Origin of the sequence: Paracoccus sp. P2 (assembly GCF_046335115.1) — a bacterium.
In the GTDB taxonomy this organism is placed as follows: Bacteria; Pseudomonadota; Alphaproteobacteria; order Rhodobacterales; family Rhodobacteraceae; genus Paracoccus; species Paracoccus pantotrophus.
This window is the reverse complement of sequence record NZ_JBGOSN010000014.1, coordinates 1-16402: the sequence shown is the minus strand read 5'-3', so window position 1 is coordinate 16402 and position 16402 is coordinate 1. Positions and strand designations below refer to the sequence as shown.

Annotated in this window: 15 protein-coding genes, 1 pseudogene and 1 other annotated feature; of the genes and pseudogenes, 9 read left to right on the top strand and 7 right to left on the bottom strand. The window is 67.0% G+C overall.

Translation table 11 applies throughout. The features are described 5' to 3' along the window. Positions 1 to 660, top strand: a complete 660-nt coding sequence (locus tag ACDP63_RS10835; protein ID WP_024845277.1) for an alpha/beta hydrolase — start codon at positions 1 to 3, stop codon at positions 658 to 660. A gap of 201 nt (positions 661 to 861) precedes the next feature. Here ACDP63_RS10835 and ACDP63_RS10830 read toward each other — a convergent pair whose 3' ends face one another. Further along, positions 862 to 1296 (bottom strand): VOC family protein, encoded by a 435-nt coding sequence (locus tag ACDP63_RS10830; protein ID WP_024845276.1) that lies wholly within the window; start codon positions 1294 to 1296, stop codon positions 862 to 864. Between the two features lie 97 nt (positions 1297 to 1393). On the opposite strand from ACDP63_RS10830, the gene ACDP63_RS10825 reads away from it, so the two are divergent. The 3 genes from ACDP63_RS10825 to ACDP63_RS10815 all read left to right on the top strand — a co-directional run bounded on the left by ACDP63_RS10825 (position 1394) and on the right by ACDP63_RS10815 (position 2900). Then, a complete protein-coding gene (locus tag ACDP63_RS10825; protein WP_024845275.1) occupies positions 1394 to 1714 on the top strand; it encodes a DMT family transporter in 321 nt (106 codons plus the stop codon). Positions 1715 to 1863: 149 nt separating this feature from the next. After that, positions 1864 to 2460, top strand: a complete 597-nt coding sequence (locus tag ACDP63_RS10820) for an HNH endonuclease (RefSeq protein WP_028711093.1) — start codon at positions 1864 to 1866, stop codon at positions 2458 to 2460. A 203-nt stretch (positions 2461 to 2663) separates the two neighbouring features. Further along, positions 2664 to 2900 (top strand): hypothetical protein, encoded by a 237-nt coding sequence (locus ACDP63_RS10815; protein ID WP_028711094.1) that lies wholly within the window; start codon positions 2664 to 2666, stop codon positions 2898 to 2900. Positions 2901 to 2973: 73 nt separating this feature from the next. Here ACDP63_RS10815 and ACDP63_RS10810 read toward each other — a convergent pair whose 3' ends face one another. Next, the gene (locus ACDP63_RS10810) at positions 2974 to 3138 is read right to left on the bottom strand and encodes a hypothetical protein (protein ID WP_166435398.1); all 165 of its coding nucleotides are present in this window, start codon (positions 3136 to 3138) and stop codon (positions 2974 to 2976) included. A 144-nt stretch (positions 3139 to 3282) separates the two neighbouring features. Between ACDP63_RS10810 and ACDP63_RS10805 the strand changes: the two genes are divergently transcribed. Next, complete coding sequence (locus tag ACDP63_RS10805; protein WP_024845273.1) at positions 3283 to 4365, top strand: PA0069 family radical SAM protein; 1083 nt, start codon at positions 3283 to 3285, stop codon at positions 4363 to 4365. On the opposite strand, the gene bmt is transcribed toward ACDP63_RS10805, so the two are convergent. Then, on the bottom strand, positions 4366 to 5325 hold the full coding sequence (bmt, locus tag ACDP63_RS10800) for a betaine--homocysteine S-methyltransferase (RefSeq protein WP_024845272.1): 960 nt from the start codon (positions 5323 to 5325) through the stop codon (positions 4366 to 4368). Positions 5326 to 5408: 83 nt separating this feature from the next. Continuing rightward, complete coding sequence (gene trpS / locus ACDP63_RS10795) at positions 5409 to 6428, bottom strand: tryptophan--tRNA ligase (RefSeq protein WP_024845271.1); 1020 nt, start codon at positions 6426 to 6428, stop codon at positions 5409 to 5411. Between the two features lie 107 nt (positions 6429 to 6535). On the opposite strand from trpS, the gene ACDP63_RS10790 reads away from it, so the two are divergent. Next, the gene (locus tag ACDP63_RS10790; protein ID WP_231486865.1) at positions 6536 to 7252 is read left to right on the top strand and encodes a rhomboid family intramembrane serine protease; all 717 of its coding nucleotides are present in this window, start codon (positions 6536 to 6538) and stop codon (positions 7250 to 7252) included. On the opposite strand, the gene murJ is transcribed toward ACDP63_RS10790, so the two are convergent. Genes murJ through ACDP63_RS10775 form a run of 3 tightly spaced genes read right to left on the bottom strand, consistent with a single transcriptional unit; the run spans position 7243 to position 12813 of the window. After that, positions 7243 to 8787 (bottom strand): murein biosynthesis integral membrane protein MurJ, encoded by a 1545-nt coding sequence (gene murJ, locus ACDP63_RS10785; RefSeq protein ID WP_024845269.1) that lies wholly within the window; start codon positions 8785 to 8787, stop codon positions 7243 to 7245. The two genes, ACDP63_RS10790 and murJ, sit on opposite strands and share 10 nt — an antisense overlap. Before the next feature lie 10 nt (positions 8788 to 8797). Then, a complete protein-coding gene (locus tag ACDP63_RS10780; RefSeq protein ID WP_409928023.1) occupies positions 8798 to 11608 on the bottom strand; it encodes a [protein-PII] uridylyltransferase in 2811 nt (936 codons plus the stop codon). A gap of 2 nt (positions 11609 to 11610) precedes the next feature. After that, positions 11611 to 12813, bottom strand: a complete 1203-nt coding sequence (locus ACDP63_RS10775; RefSeq protein ID WP_409928022.1) for a penicillin-binding protein activator — start codon at positions 12811 to 12813, stop codon at positions 11611 to 11613. A 102-nt stretch (positions 12814 to 12915) separates the two neighbouring features. Here ACDP63_RS10775 and rsmI point away from each other — a divergent pair, with 102 nt between their 5' ends. The 3 genes and pseudogenes from rsmI (at position 12916) to ACDP63_RS10760 (ending at position 15652) form a co-directional block, all read left to right on the top strand. Further along, positions 12916 to 13824: a 16S rRNA (cytidine(1402)-2'-O)-methyltransferase gene (gene rsmI / locus ACDP63_RS10770; protein WP_024845266.1), complete on the top strand. Its 909-nt coding sequence runs from the start codon at positions 12916 to 12918 to the stop codon at positions 13822 to 13824. A 44-nt stretch (positions 13825 to 13868) separates the two neighbouring features. Then, positions 13869 to 14234 carry a YraN family protein gene (locus tag ACDP63_RS10765; protein ID WP_028711098.1) on the top strand — a complete coding sequence of 122 codons (366 nt, stop codon included), beginning with the start codon at positions 13869 to 13871 and terminating at the stop codon, positions 14232 to 14234. 151 nt (positions 14235 to 14385) lie between these two features. After that, positions 14386 to 15652: pseudogene (locus ACDP63_RS10760) on the top strand (IS3 family transposase). Beyond that, positions 14667 to 14784: a sequence feature (AL1L pseudoknot), on the top strand. Its footprint overlaps the pseudogene before it by 118 nt. Positions 15653 to 16402 lie beyond the last annotated feature (750 nt).

Below are 16402 nucleotides of genomic sequence, written 5' to 3'. Positions count from 1 at the left end.
ATGCCGCGCGAGTTGAAATCCGAACGCAAGGGCCCGCGCAAGGCCGATTCGGCGGTGGTCTTCCTGCACGGCTATGGCGCCGACGGGGCCGACCTGCTGGGCCTGGCCGACCCGCTGGCGCCGCATCTGCCCGGCACCGCCTTCTATGCCCCGAACGCGCCCGAACGCTGCGTGAACAATCCCATGGGCTATCAATGGTTTCCGATCCCCTGGATGGACGGTTCGTCCGAGGCGCAGGCCCAGGCCTCGGCCGCGCAATCCTTCCAGGACATCAATGCCTTCCTGGACAAGGTTCTGGCGGATGAGGGGCTGGGCGCGGATCGGCTGGCGCTGGTCGGCTTTTCGCAGGGCACGATGATGGCGCTGGCCGTCGCCCCGCAGCGCGACGAGGAGATCGCCGGGGTGGTGGGCTTTTCCGGCCGGCTGCTGGATGCCGAGAACCTGACGCCGGCGCGGGTCAAGCCGCCGGTGCTGCTGATCCATGGCGACCAGGATCCGGTCGTGCCCTTCGAAAGCATGGGCATCGCCGGCGAGGCGCTGCAAAAGGCCGGGTTCACCGTCTATGGCCATGTGATGAAGGGCACGGGGCACGGCATCTCGCCCGACGGGCTGTCGGTCGCGCTGGCCTTCCTGAAAGAGCGGTTTGCCGCCGGGTCATAGGGTTTTCGCCCGGTTTCGCACTTGCGAAACGGTCCGCAGCCCCTACCTTTGAAGTAAGGAGCCAAGGAGGACGCATATGACCCTGATCTGGATGACTGCAATCGCCCTGATTCCGGCCGGCATGGTTTCCCTGCGCCTTCTGGCGCCGCAGCCCGCCGCGGTGCGCGCCCGTCGCTGACCTTCCCGGCCGGCCCCGCGGGCTCACGCCCAGATCGCGGGGTCGGCGATCTCGATCGAGTTCCCGGCAGGATCGCGGAAATACAGCGAGCGGCCGCCCTGGGGCCAGGTGAAATCGGCCTCGATCCCTATTCCCGATGCTTCCAGATGCGCGCGCCAGGCGTCGAATGCGCCGGGCGCGGCGCCCATGCAGAAATGCCCCGGTCCCTTGCTGCCATGCGGCGGCACGGGCAGGCGGGCGCCGGGCTTGGGCGGCACCCGCGTTGCGCTGGCGCGAAACACCAGCAGCACCTGCGCCCCGCAGCGAAAGAAGACATGCCGGCCGGGCACGCGGGCAATTTCCTCCAGGCCGATGATGCCGGTCCAGAAACGGGCGGCCTCGTCCAGATCCTCGGCATAGAGCGCGGATTCCAGCGTGCCGATCAGCTGGGGCGGGGTTGTGGGCGGCGGTGGCGTCATGCCGCCATCTTGCCAGCAATCGGGCTGCCGGGCCAGACCGGCTTGACCTTGGCCGCGCCGCGCGCCAGCCTGCCCCGGGGCAGGACAGGGACGCGGCATGGCGTGGATCTATCTGGGCGTGGCGGGGCTGCTCGAGGTGATCTGGGCCTTCGCGATGAAGCAGTCCGAGGGCTTTAGCCGGCCCTGGCCCACCACGATCACCCTGGCCGCCATGGTGGCCAGCGTCTGGTTCCTGTCGCTGTCGATGAAGGTGCTGCCGCTGGGGACCGCCTATGTCATCTGGACCGGCATCGGCGCGGTCGGCACCTTCGTCCTGGGCGTGCTGCTGCTGGGCGAATCGGCCGACGCGCTGCGGCTTGTCGCCGCCGTGCTGATCGTCGCGGGGCTGGTGCTGATGAAGATCGCCTCGCCGCAGTAAAGCCGTCGCGGCGGGCCTTGTCACGCGCCTGTCACGCCGCCCGGCTATTTGTGCGCCAGGCATATATTCAGGGACTTGTCAGCCCGGAGCCGCGATATATAGTCGGTGCCATGTTCTGACCCGTCCCGGACAAGGCGAAGCGAGGGCCGATGCTGGACGACCATGGCGACTTTCGAACCCAATTCGTGCGCGAGCCATCCTTCTTGCGCCACCATCCTGCGCTGGTTCTAAATGCCGATTTCAGGCCGCTCAGCTATTATCCGCTGTCGCTATGGCCCTGGCAGGAAGCGGTGAAGGCGGTGTTCCTGGACCGGGTCCAGATCATCGCCGAATATGACGAGGTGGTGCGAAGCCAGCATCACGCGATACGCATCCCCTCGGTCGTCGTGCTGAAAGATTTCGTCAAACCCCAGAAGCGCGTGGCCTTCACGCGCTTCAATCTTTTTCTGCGGGACGAATTCTGCTGCCAGTATTGCGGCGCCAAGGGCGAGCTGACCTTCGACCATGTCGTGCCGCGCTCGCGCGGGGGCGTGACCAGCTGGGAGAATGTCGTCGCCGCCTGTTCGCCCTGCAACCTGAAGAAGGCCAACAAATCGCTGAAACATTCGGGGCTCAGGCTGCGCCGGCCGCCGCGCCGGCCAACGCCCGAAGAAATGCACGCCGTAGGCCGGCGCTTCCCGCCGAATCACCTGCATGAAAGCTGGATGGATTTCCTTTACTGGGATACGGAACTGCTTTCGGACTAGACGCCGCCGCGTCGGAACGCAGCGGATTTATTGCAGCGCCGGAGAATGCCGGTTAAAGAAGCGGTCAGGTTTGCGTGATGACATCAAGCCTGTGACGCGCCGATTCGCATTCGTCCGGCGCTGCGACCATCGTCCGCGCGCATGGCTGCCCGTAACTTGCGGCCATGCAGGGCGATCAACGAAAAGACAAGAAAGGATCTCGTATGTGGACACGTATTCAGACCGTGGTGGACGGCAACCCCGTTTCGGGTGACTGGACCATTTGCCGCAATGAGGAGCCGGTGGGGCGTATCTGTCACGATCCGAAACAGCCTGGCGTGGCCGCCTGGGCCTGGACGGTCCTGCACGATCCGAGTGCGAACGGGCGGGCATGGACGGAGGAGGCCGCGCTTTCCGCGGTCAAGGAAAACGCCGAGAAGCCAAGCGATGCAGCGGCGTAACGCCGCAGGAATGACGGAAAATGGCGCCAGCGGCGCCCTGTTTCCAGCCCGCCCGCCTGGTGCGGCGGGGTGACTAGCTTCGGTGATCGCGCGTCGTCAGATGCGCGATCGCCGCCGCAAGCAGCGCCAGGAACCCCAGCGCGAACAGCGGAATGCCGATGGCGCTTGCAGCCCAGATCGTCAGCCCGGCGGCCAGGATCACGGCAAGGATCAGGATCAGGAAATGCGGCAGCGGCATGGCATCCTCCGTTGCCTTCAATATGGCCCCGCCGGCGCGCGTCGAAAAGCCCCAGATCCGGCTTTGTGCGTTCCGCTGCCGATTCCGGCTGCGCTTTCGCGGCACGATCTGGAAAATGTTCGCGAAATGTTCTAGTCTGGCGGCATGCGCCTGCCACCCCGCAATCCCGACGAGATCCTGCGCGCCCGCGGCGCCGACTCGCGCCCTGCCGGACGCTTCGAGCCCTATCGAACCGAGCGCGAGGATGACGGCTGGGACATTCCCGAAGAGCAGGCCCTGCTGCGCACCGAGGTCACGCAGGAGCGGGCGCGTTCGATCATCGCCCGCAACAGCTCGCCCGACATTCCCTTCGACCGTTCGATCAACCCCTATCGCGGCTGCGAGCATGGCTGTATCTATTGCTTCGCCCGGCCCAGCCACGCCTATCTGGGCCTGTCGCCGGGCCTGGATTTCGAGACGCGGATCGTCGCCAAGCCCAACGCCCCCGAACTGCTGGAGGCCGAGATCGGCCGGCGCGGCTATGCCGTCGCGCCCATCGCCTTTGGCACCAATACCGATCCCTACCAGCCTGTCGAGGCCAGGCTGGGCATCATGCGCAGCTGCCTGCAGGTGCTGCACGACTGGAACCACCCGCTTAGCCTGGTGACGCGGGGCGCCACGGTGATGCGCGACGCTGACCTGCTCGGGGCGATGGCGGCCAAGGGGCAGGCGATGGTCTGCATTTCCCTGACCACGCTGGATGCGGATCTGGCGCGGCAGATGGAGCCGCGGGCGCCCGCGCCCTCGACCCGGCTGCGAATGATCCGGGTGCTTTCGGATGTCGGCGTGCCGGTGCGGGTCATGGTCGCGCCGATCATCCCGGTGCTGACCGAGCATGAGCTGGAGCGCATCATGCAGGCCGCCCGCGACGCCGGGGCGAGTGCTGCCGGCATGATCCCGATCCGCCTGCCGCTGGAGGTGGCGCCGCTGTTCCGCGACTGGCTGGAGCGGCACCATCCCGGCAAGGCCGCGCATGTCATGGCGCGCATCCAGGCGATGCGCGGCGGACGCGACAACGACCCGCGCTTCGGCAGCCGCATGCGCGGCGAGGGGCCCGAGGCCGACCTGCTGCACCAGCGTTTCCGCCTGGCCCGCAAGCGGCTGGGATTGCAGCGCGAATCCGAAGTGCTGGATTGCAGCCGCTTCGCCCCGCCGCCGCGGGCGGGGGACCAGCTGTCGCTGTTCTGACTACTCGCCCGGCCCCATCACCTGCGCGATGCGGGCCGAGATCCGCTCGGGCGAGGGGCGGGGGCCGCGCGGTGCGGCGACCAGCGCGTCGCGCATGGCGGCCAGATGCGCAGGCGTGGTGCCGCAGCAACCGCCGATGATGCGCACGCCCATGTCGCGCGCCAGCACGGCGAACTCGGCCATGACCTCGGGCGTCGCGTCATAGATCAGCCCGCCGTCCTGATAGCGCGGCACCCCGGCATTGGGCTTGGCGATCAGCGGGCGCTCGTTGCCCGAGGCGGCGAACCCGGCCACGGCCAGCAGCAGCTCGGCCGGGCCGGTGCCGCAATTCGCGCCATAGGCCAGGGGCGGATGCGGCAGCCGGTCGATCAGCGAGGCAAGCTGCGGCGGCGTCACCCCCATCATGCTGCGCCCGCCCGGCTCGAAGCTCATCATGCCGCACCAGGGCATGCCGACCGCCTGTGCGGCCTTGGCGGCGGCGCGCATTTCCTCGGCGGCGCTGATCGTCTCGATCCACAGCACGTCGGCGCCGCCCTCCTTCAGCGCCTGCGCCTGCTGAGTGAACATGGCGGTGGCATCGGCCTCGGTCAGCCGGCCCATCGGCGCCATGATCTCGCCGATCGGGCCGACCGAGCCGGCGACGACCACGGCGCGGCCGACCTCGGCCGCCGCTTCGCGCGCCAGCCGGGCGGCGGCGCGGTTCAGCGCGGCCACGCGGTCTTGCGCCTTGGCCAGCCGCAGCCGGCTGGCATTGGCACCGAAACTGTTGGTCAGGATGATGTCGGCGCCCGCGGCGATCATCTGCCGGTGCAGCACGCGCACCTGGTCGGGATGGGTCTCGCACCACAGGTCCGGCGCCTGGCCCGAAGCCAGCCCCATGTTGTAGAGATTGGTTCCGGTGGCCCCATCGGCCAGCAACCATGGGCGCTCGCCGAGCATCCTCGACAATTGATCAGGCATGGTTTTTCCCGTTTTGCGGCAGGATGGGGAATCATAGCCCATCCTGCCGGGAAGTCATTGCAACATTCGTGGACAGCCCGCGCTCAGCGCGAGCGGATCATGCCCATGATGTCCTTGGTGCGCTCGACGATCGGCTCGGCGATGGCCTGCGCCTGGCCGGCGCCGCGGCCCAGGATGCGGTCGATCTCGGCCGGGTCGGCCATGAACTCGGTCATCCGCCGGGTGATCGGCGCCAGGGCCTCGACCGCGACCTCGGCCAGGGCCGGCTTGAAGGCGCCGAAGCCCTGGCCCTCGAACCGGGCCAGCACCTGGTCGCCGCTCTCGCCGGTCAGCGCGGCATAGATATTGACCAGGTTCTTGGCCTCGGGCCGGTCCTTCAGGCCGTCCATCGATCCCGGCAGCGGGTCGGCATCGGTGCGCGCCTTGCGGATCTTTTGCGCAATGGCATCGGCATCGTCGGTCAGGTTGATGCGGCTGGCATCCGAGGGATCGGATTTCGACATCTTCTTGGACCCGTCGCGCAGGGACATGACCCGCGTCGCCGCGCCCTCGATCATCGGCTCGGTGATCGGGAAGAAGTCCACGCCGTAATCGTGGTTGAACTTGGCGGCGATGTCGCGGGTCAGCTCCAGGTGCTGCTTCTGATCCTCGCCCACCGGGACGGCGGTGGCGTGATAGGCCAGGATGTCGGCGGCCATCAGCGACGGGTATGCCAGCAGGCCCAGGCTGGAGTTTTCGCTGTTCTTGCCGGCCTTGTCCTTGAACTGGGTCATCCGGTACATCCAGCCCACCCGCGCCACGGTGTTGAAAAGCCAGGCCAGTTCGGCATGCTGCGAAACCTGGCTCTGGTTGAACAGGATCGAGACCTCGGGATCGACGCCCGAGGCCATAAAGGCCGCCGCGACCTCGCGGGTGTTGTGCCTGAGCTTCTCGGGCTCCTGCCAGACGGTGATCGCATGCAGGTCCACGACGCAATAGATCGTCTCGGCTCCCTTGCCCTGATAGTCCGCAAAGCGTTTCAGCGCGCCCAGATAGTTGCCCAGCGTCAGCCCGCCCGAGGGCTGGATGCCGGAGAAGATGCGCTTGGCGAAGCTCGTGGTCATGGCACTACCTGCTTGGAAAATCCCGGTGGCTGGCTTACCTCTTGCCCCGTCCGGGCGCAACCGCCCGCAGGGTGACGGGTTGCGCAACAGCCCGCTGGAAAGGAGCCATGATGCGACCCGGTTACGATGAATCGCCCCTGAACCCCGTGCCCGCCGTGGTGTGGATGATCGCCCTGCCGATGATCGCCTGCGAGGCGGTGTTCGGCCTTGCGCAGATGGGGTTCATCGGCGGCAGCGGGCAGGGCGCCGGCCTTGCCATGCGCCAGATCGCGGTCGAGCGCACCGCCTATATCCCCGAATTCGTGCTGCGGCTGTGGCAGATGAAGGTGCTCCTGCTGGACCAGAGCTGGCGCATCCTGACCTATTCCTTCGTGCATCTGTCGCTGACCCATGCGCTGTTCGTCATCGTCTTCACGCTGGCGCTGGGAAACCTGATCGCGAACCAGTTCCGGCCTTGGGCGGTCGCGGCGCTGTTCTTCGGCTCGGCCGTCGGGGGCGCGCTGGTCTATACGCTGGCGGCGGGGCTTCTGCCGCAGTTCCGCTTCCAGGCGCTGATCGGCGGCTACCCGGCGGTCTACGGCTTCGTCGGCGCCTTCACCTTCCTGCTCTGGACCCGGCTGGGGCAGGAGAACGCGAACCGGCTGCGCGCCTTCACCCTGATCGGCATGCTGCTGGCCTTCCAGCTGGTCTTCGGCATCCTGTTCCAGGACGGCAGCCTGACCTGGATCGCCGAGATCGCCGGCTTCTGCTGCGGTTTCCTTTTGTCCTTCGTGCTGGTGCCGGGCGGGATCGGGCGCGTGATGCGCCAGATCCGTCAGCGCTGACGCCGCAGGCCCGCGCGGAGGTCCGAGGGCCGGAACGCGCCCAGCACCAGCGCCGCCGCGCCATAGGCCGCCATGCCGCCCAGGACCAGCGCGGCCAGCGCCAGATAGCGGGTGCCGGGCTGCTCCAGCGTATCGCCCAGGGCCAGCATCAGGCCCCAGATCACCGCGCCCATGACCGCGGATGCCGCGCAGATGCGGGGCAGGCGGTGGCGGAAGCGGTCGTCGAGCTCGGCCGCCTCGCCAAAGGCTTTCGTGCCGCGCCAGAGCTGCGCCGCCATGGTCCAGCCGGCGACGGTGGTGCCCCAGGCGGCGGCGGAAAAGCCGATGAAGGGCGCAAGCCCCAGCGCCACCACCGCGTTGACCACCATGGACCAGACAGCGAAGCGGAACGGGGTGCGCGTGTCCTCGCGGGCGAAATACAGCGGCTGCAGCACCTTTTGCAGAACGAAGGCCGGCAGGCCCAGGCCATAGATCGCCAGCGCCAGCGCGGTCGGACCGACATCGGCGGTCAGGAAGGCGCCGCGCCGGAACAGCACCGAGATCAGCGGATAGGCCGCGATCACCAGCGCCACGGCGGCCGGGACGGTCAGGAACAGCGCAAATTCGGCGGCGCGGTTATAGGCATGGCGGCCGCCGCCGGTATCGCCGTTCTTCAGCCGGCGCGAGATGTCGGGCAAGAGCACGATGCCGATGGCGATGCCGACGACGCCCAGCGGCAACTGATACAGCCGGTCGGCATTGGTCAGCCAGGCGATGCCGCGGTCGAAGAACGAGCCGACCTGGCGGCCGACCAGCAGGTTGACCTGCACCACCCCCCCGGCCAGCACCGCGGGTGCCGCCACCGCCAGCAGCCTGCGCATGTCCGGTGACAGCCGCGGCCGGCGCAGCCGCAGCGCAAAGCCCATGCGCTTTGCCGCCCACCAGACCGCGGCAAGCTGGGCGATGCCCGAGACCGGGGTGGACCAGGCCATCGCCAGTCCCATGTCCCAGCCCTGCCAGTCAGCCAGCAGCATGGCCGCGATCAGGATGAGGTTCATCAGCACCGGCGCGGCGGCCGCGGCCATGAAGCGCCCGCCCGCGTTCAGCAGCCCCGACAAGAGCGCCGTCAGCGAGATGAACAGGATATAGGGAAAGCAGATGCGGCCATAGATCACCGCCAGCTCGAAACGCTCGTCGTCCTGAAAGCCCGCCGCCTGCATCAGCACCAGCCAGGGCATCGCCAGATGCGCGACCAGCGACACGGCCAGCACCACCGAGAACAGGCCCGAGAAGGCCTCCTCGGCAAAGCCGCGCGGGTTCTCGCCGCTTTCCAGCCGCTTGGCGAACATCGGCACGAAGGCGGTGTTGAAGGCGCCCTCGGCGAAGAAGCGGCGGAACATGTTGGGCAGGGTGAAGGCGACGATATAGGCCTGCGCCACCGGGCCGGTGCCCAGATAGGCGGCGATCATCACGTCGCGCACGAAGCCCACCACGCGGCTGCCCAGAGTCCACGCCCCCACCGAGAGAAAGCCCCGGATTAGCCTGATCGGTTGCATCTTCTGTCCCTCAGAACGTCCCGCCCGGCGGGCGCTCGGCCCGTTCGGCGCGTTCGGTCCCTTCCTTGATCGCCTGGCGCAGCTTCTTTTCCAGCGACTCGCGGCGGCCCGGCTGGTGCAGCTTCAGCCCGAACATGTCCTTGACATAGAAAGTGTCCACCACCTGCGCGCCGAAGGTGGCGATCACGGCGCTGGCGATCTGGATGTGGTTGTCGGCCAGGGTCCGGGTCAGGTCGTAGAGCAGGCCGGGCCGGTCGCGGGTATCGACCTCGATCACCGTATAGACGTCGGAGGCCTCGTTGTCGAAGGTGACATGGGTCGGGAAGCGGAAGGCGGCCTCGCGCTTCTTGGGCTTGTCGCGGCCGGCCAGGGCCTCGCGCGCGACGATCTCGCCGCCCAGGGTGCGCTGGATCATGGTGCGCAGCCGCGGCAGGCGGTCGGCGGCATAGGGATGGCCGTCCGCGTCCTGCAGCCAGAACACCGCGGTCGCGAAACCGTCCTTGGTGGTATAGGTGCGCGCATCGACGATATTGGCGCCCACCAGCGCCAGCGCCCCGGCCATGCGCGAGAAAATGCCGGGATGGTCGGCCAGCACGAAGGCCGCCCGCGTCGCGTCGCGGTCGGTGTCGGGATGCAGGTCGGTGCGGATCTCGTCCTCGCCCAGATCCTTCAGCATCTCGGCAAAGACATATTGCGTCTCGGTCGGCAGGCCCGGCCAATAGTTGTCGTAATGCCGGCCCAGCTCGGCCTTGATCGCCTTGGGCTCCCAGCCCTTGGCGGTCAGCAGGTGGCGCAGCGACCGCTTGGCCTCGCCGATGCGCTTGTCGCGGTTCAGCTCCTCGAGGCCGTTTTCCAGCGCGCGCTTGGTCTCCTCGTGCAGCTTGCGCAGCAGCATCGCCTTCCAGTTGTTCCAGGTGCCGGGGCCGACGCCGCGGATGTCGCAGACGGTCAGCACCAAGAGCATGTCCAGCCGCTTGGTGGTCTTGACCGCCTTGGCGAAGTCGCGCAGCGTGCGCGGATCGGCGATGTCGCGCTTTTGCGCCACGTCCGACATCAGCAGGTGGTTGCGGATCAGCCATTCGATGGTCTCGATCTCGTCCGCCGGCAGGCCGAAGCGGGTGCAGATGCGCCGCGCCAGCCGGGCGCCCAGGATCGAGTGATCCTCGGCCCGGCCCTTGCCGATGTCATGCAGCAGCACCGCCAGGTAGATCACCCGCCGGTTCACCTTGCCCTTCATGATCTTGCTGACCACGGGCAGATCCTCGGCATCCTCGCCGCGCTCGATGGCAGCCAGCGCCGCGACGCATTGGATCAGGTGCTCGTCCACCGTGTAATGGTGATAGACGTTGAACTGCATCATCGCCACGACCGGGGCAAATTCCGGGATGAAGGCCGCCAGCACGCCCAATTCGTTCATCCGCCGCAGCGAGCGTTCCGGGTTGCCGTGCTTCAAGAGCAGGTCGAGGAAGATCCTGACCGCCTCGGGGTCCGAGCGCATGCGGTCGTCTATGCTGTCCAGGTTGGCCGTGACGGCGCGCATGGCGTCGGGGTGGATCAGGATGCCGGTCCGAAGCGCCTCTTCGAAAAGCCGCAGGATGTTCAGCGGGTCGGACAGGAACTGCCGCTCGTCGCCATAGGTCAGCCGCCCGCGGTCCATGCGGAAGCCGGCGCGGACGCGGCGGCGGCGCTGGAACAGGATGTTCATGATCGGCGCGCGATAGAGGTGGCGGGCCTCCAGCGCGACCAGGAAGACCCGCGTCAGCTCGCCCACGCGGGTGGCGTGCAGGAAATAGTCCTGCATGAAGATCTCGACCGCGCGCCGGCCGCCCAGGTCGCGATAGCCCATGCGGCGGGCGACCTCGACCTGCATGTCGAAGGTCAGCTGGTCCTGCGGCCGCCCGGCGATCAGGTGCAGGTGGCAGCGCACGGCCCAGAGAAAATCCTCGGCCTGCCAGAAGGTCAGATGCTCCTCGCGGGTGAAGAAGCCCAGGTCGACCAGCTCGACGGCGCGGTCGACCCGGTGGATGTATTTCGCGATCCAGTAGAGGGTCTGCAGGTCGCGCAAGCCGCCCTTACCCTCCTTGACGTTCGGTTCCAGCACGTAGCGCTGGCCGCCCTGGCGGCGGTGGCGCTCGGCACGCTCGGCCAGCTTGGCCTCGATGAACTGGGGAACGGTCTTGTCGAACAGCTCGGCCCAGAGCCGGTCGCGCAGGGTTTCGGCGGCGGCGGCATGGCCGCAGATCAGCCGGTGTTCCAGCAGGCTGGTGCGGATGGTGATGTCGCCCGCGCCCAGCCGCAGGCAATCGTCGATCGAGCGCGTGGACTGGCCGATCTTCAGCTTCAGATCCCACAACATGTAGAGCATGGATTCGACGACGCTCTCGGCCCAGCCGCTGACCTTCCACGGCGTCAGGAACAGCAGGTCGACGTCGGATTGCGGCGCCATTTCGGCCCGGCCATAGCCGCCGATGGCCAGCACGGCCAGCCGCTCGGCATCGGTCGGGTTGAGCAGGGGATGCAGGACGGTGGTGGCGACGTGATGGACGGCCGCCACCGTGGCATCGGTCAGGCTGGCGATGGCGCGCACCGTCTCGCGCGCGGCGCGGGGATGGGACATGAAGCCCGCCGCGATATCGCTCATGGCGGCACTGCGGGCCTGGGCCAGGATGGCCACGGTGCGCGCCCGGATCTCGCGCGGCTCGGCGATGTCGTTCAGCGCCTCGGTCAGCGCCGGCAGGAAGCTTTCGGGGCTGAACAGCGAATGCGCCCCAGGCAGGGCCGGGGCGCTTTGCGGCAGGCTGTCGGTGTCCTTGGCGCTCAAGATCAGAACCCGAAGCCGCCGAAGCTGCGCGGCGCGGGATCCAGCACCACCACCTGGCCGCCCCGCACGGTGGCCACGGCCAGCGCGCGCTCGTTGGTGCCGTCGCGCCGCAGGCGGAAGGCGCCCGAGACCCCGGCAAAGCCCGAGTTCTGCGTCAGGCCCGAGGTGGTCAGCGCGTTGGATTTGCCCGCCCGCACCAGCGCGGCGATGGCGGATACCCCGTCATAGGCCAGCGAACCCAGCTCATGCGGCGTCTCGCCATAGGCGGCGCGATAGCGCTGGTCGAACTGCGCCTTCATCGTGGTGTCGGGAATGGCGAACCAGCCGCCCTGCACGCCGCGCAGCTGCAGCCGGGCCGAGGGCTGGTCCCAGCGCGTCAGCCCCATCATCTGCACCGTGGCCGAGGTGACGCCGGCATCGGCCAGCCTGTCGGTCAGATAGGGCAGCACCGCGCCCTGGTTCGCGGTCAGGAACACCGCATCGACATTGCCCGAAAGCGCCGCCTGGGCGACGTTCGGGACGATACCGTCGATGCCGGACTGGGACAGGGGATGCACGGCGGTCCCGGCCAGGGTGGCGCCGTTCCGGCGGATCGCCCGCTCGATGGCGTGGGCACCGACCTGGCCGGCCGTGTCGTCCTCGGCCACCATCAGGATGCGGCGCTTGCCGTTCCGGACCCCGTATTTCACCAGCCTGTCGGCCACGTTGTCGAAGGTGTTGCCCAGCACGAAGACATTGCCGCCGGCGATGTCGGTGTTGTTCGAGAAGGACAGCACGTTCACGCCCTGCGGCGCCATGGCATTGCCGACCGCATTGGCGCTGTCGGCGAAAAGCGGACCCAGGATGATCTTGGCGCCCTCGGCCACGGCGCGGTTGGCCATGGCGACGGCGGTGCCCGGCTCGGAGCCCGCATCGTAGATGCGCAGGTCGATGGTGGCGCCGCGCGCATCGGCCGCCGCCATCTTCGCGGAATTGCTCAGCGAGCGCGCCAGCCAGTCCAGATCCGCGCTTCCCGTGCCGCCCGGCACCAGCAGCGCCACCTGCACCGGCTGCGAAGGATCGATGCTCGGGCCGGTCCGCGGGCCCGAGGCTCCCATCTCGATCGGCTGGCAGGCGGCAAGTGCCAGGGCGGAAAGGACAGCGCCGATGCGCGCGAGCGGGCGGCGCAGGTCGAAGGCGCCGCGGATCGTTTTCAGGACGGTCATGGCGTGATTCCCTGTTGGATCGAGGCTGGGGGTTTGATGGGGGCAGGTTATTGGCATATTCGGGACATGGCAACTTGCCCCGGCAGCACGAAAGGGACCGCGATGGAGGATGGCGCCAGCACAACCGGGACGGGCGCGCGGCCGCTTTCCCTGACCGTATCGGCCGCCTCGCCCGAACCGGGGCTCTACCTGGTTGCGACCCCGATCGGCACAGCGCGCGACATCACCCTGCGCGCGCTCGACGTCCTGAACACCGCGGATGTCCTGGCGGCCGAGGATACGCGCAACCTGCGGCACCTGATGGATATTCACGGCATCCCGCTGCGCGGCCGGCGCATCATCGCCTATCACGACCACAATGCCGACCGGCAGCGTCCGGCGGTGCTTGCCGCCCTGGGCCAGGGACGGTCGGTGGCCTATGCCTCGGATGCCGGCACGCCGCTGGTCGCCGATCCCGGCTACCGGCTTGCGCGGGATGCCGCCGAGGCGGGCTTTGCGGTCCGGGCGCTGCCCGGCCCCTCGGCGGCCCTGGCGGCGCTGTCGGTCTCGGGCCTGCCCAGCGACCGGTTCCTGTTCGTGGGCTTTCCCCCGGCGGCAAGCGGAGCGCGGCGAAGCTGGGTCGAAAGCTGGCGCAAGGTCGATGCGACGGTGATCGTTTTCGAAAGCCCCAGGCGCGTTAAGCAACTGTTGGAGAATTTCTGCGAAACTGAGGCGAATCGGCATACGGTAATCTGCAGGGAACTGACGAAGAAATTCGAAGAGGTGATGCACGGCACGGCCGCAGAGCTGCTGGAACGGATCCCGGCCGAGGGGTTGCGCGGCGAAATCGTGGTGCTGTTCGGGCGCCCCGAGCCGGTCGTCGCCGACGAGGACAGTTTGCGCGCGGCCCTGGCGGGCCTGCTGGGCACGCTTCCGGTAAAGGAAGCAGCTGCGGAAGTGGCGTCCAGGTTCGGGCGTCCCCGGCGCGAAATCTATGCGCTGGCGCTTGAGATGAAGAAGGAGCGGGAATGAGGTTGGAACGGATTTCCGGCGGAACGCCGGTTTCTGCCCTGGGCATGAAGGCCCGGCAAGGTGCCGTCGCCTATTCCTCCGGCCGTTTCGCCGAGGAATCGGTGTCGCGAGAATATCGCCAGCGCGGTTATGAGGTCATGGCCGAACGCTGGCGCGGGCGCGGCGGCGAAATCGACCTGATCCTGCGCAAGGATGACGAATATGCCTTTGTGGAGGTCAAGAAGTCGCGTTTTCACGCCGGGGCGGCGGAACGGATCGGGACGCGGCAGATCGCGCGGATCTGCAATGCCGCGCTGGAATATTGTGGGCGCCTGCCTTCGGGACTGCTGACCGCGATGCGTTTCGATGCCGCCCTTGTCGATCAGTTCGGGCGCGTCGAGATCATCGAGAACGCCTTCGGCTCGAACTGAGCAACGCCTTTGCATCGTTGGTAAGCGGTACAAAGACCGGTGAAGACTGCCGTCCTCAAGCCGGTGGCGCTTGTCTCCGCACCCGAGCTGCGCCCCGGTGAACCGCGCCGGGTTTTCCGGAGGCTCCAACTCCTGAGTAGGATGGAGCATCATGAGCAAGACGACGACCAAGTTTTCCCCTGAAGTGCGCGAACGTGCGGTGCGGCTGGTTCTCGACAACGAGGCTCAGCATCCGTCGCGCTGGCAGGCGATCATGTCGATCGCGGCGAAGATCGGCTGCACCCCGCAGACGTTGAATGACTGGGTCAAGAAGACCGAGGTCGACAGCGGCAGGCGCGCGGGCATACCGACCGAGATGGCCGAGAAGATAAAGGCGCTGGAGCGGGAGAACCGGGAACTGCGCCAGGCGAACGAGATCCTGCGCAAGGCATCAGCGTATTTTGCGATGGCGGATACTCGACCGCCGGTCGAAGTGATGGTGTCGTTCATTGACGCGCATCGGGATGCACACGGGGTCGAGCCGATCTGCAGCGTGCTGCCGATTGCCCCGTCCACCTATTACGATCATCTGGCGAAGCGGGCCGATCCCACGCGGCAGTCCGACCGGGCGCGCCGGGACGAGGCCTTGCGGCCAGAGATCCTGCGCGTGTTCGAGGAGAACTGGCGCGTCTACGGCGTGCGCAAGGTCTGGCGGCAGCTGGGCCGAGAAGGCTTCGATATTGCCCGATGCACGGTGGCAAGGCTGATGAAGGGCATGGGCGTTCAGGGGATTATTCGCGGCAAGCCGCACCGGACCACGATCCCGGACAAGAAGGCGCCATGCCCGCTGGACAAGGTCAACCGCCAGTTTCGCGTGCCTGCGCCGAACATGCTCTGGGGTCGTCCATTGTGGCGCCATTGGTCCGAGCCCAATGGACGACGACTTCACCTATGTCGCCACCTGGAAAGGCTTCGCTTACGTCGCGTTCGTCATCGATGCCTATGCCCGCAAGATTGTGGGCTGGCGCGTCAGCACTTCCGCCCATGCAGGGTTCGTGCTCGATGCCTTGGAGCAGGCCGTGCATGATCGGCGCCCGTCCAAGGGCATGGGGCTGGTCCACCATAGCGACCGCGGTTCGCAGTACCTGAGCATTCGCTACAGTGAGCGGCTGGCGGAAGCTGGCATCGAACCATCGGTGGGCAGCGTCGGCGACAGCTATGACAACGCCTTGGCCGAGACGATCAATGGCCTCTTCAAGGCTGAGGTTATCCACCGTCGCGGCCCGTGGCGCAGCTTCGAGGCTGTCGAATATGCCACGCTGGAATGGGTCGACTGGTTCAACAACCGCCGTCTGCTCGAACCGATCGGGAACATCCCGCCTTCGGAAGCAGAGGCCAACTTCTACGCCGCTCTGGAAACTGAAGACATGGCCGCGTAACTAACCCAAATCAGCCTCCGGAAAACCCGGCGCGGTTCATCCCGAGCGTGCGGAACAGATCTACCGGGCCAAAGCCTCCGGAGTGCTCAAAGCTGAAGTTCGAGCTATACACGAAAAACTCTTCGAAAAAGTTGAAGATGAGAATGAGAAGGCAATCGCACTTCTGATGGTGGTCGTGGGGTTATGGCTGACGGATCGTGTCTGGAGTTCCACGGCAGAATCCGATTCCCTTCGGCAGTCGCTGGGTCAGACCTACCGGCGGGAGTGTCAGGAAATGCTGTACGAGTTCTTGGTGGAGCAGGCTGGATAGGCTTCCCGTGCCTGAACCATGATGCAGTCTTTGCCCGAGGCTCCGACCGTCTCGGGCGACCTTGCATTTTATCTCGCCAGCAGCCCGACCCTGGGGCATCTCTTGGGGCATAACCCTCTCCGTCGCCCAACCGCCATGACGCAGCAGGTCGCGAGCCAATCTAAGCTATTCCGTCGAAAAGGTCCGGAAAGATCCCGTTCGTGAGAACAGAAAATATCATCTTCTTATTGACTTAGATGAATTGGCTGGGGCGGTAGGATTCCTGCTAGACGGAAGATCCGGTACCAGAATGTTGCCAGTCGTTGGCAGGGCGGGGCGATAGGTGGGGCACATGGCGCGATGACGCTATGGCCCTTTCCTGGCTTGAAACGAGCTAACCCGCGCTAAGGAGTCTTGCAGATATCAGGTCAGCGTCGCTTGCAGATCGAAAGTCTCTTTTT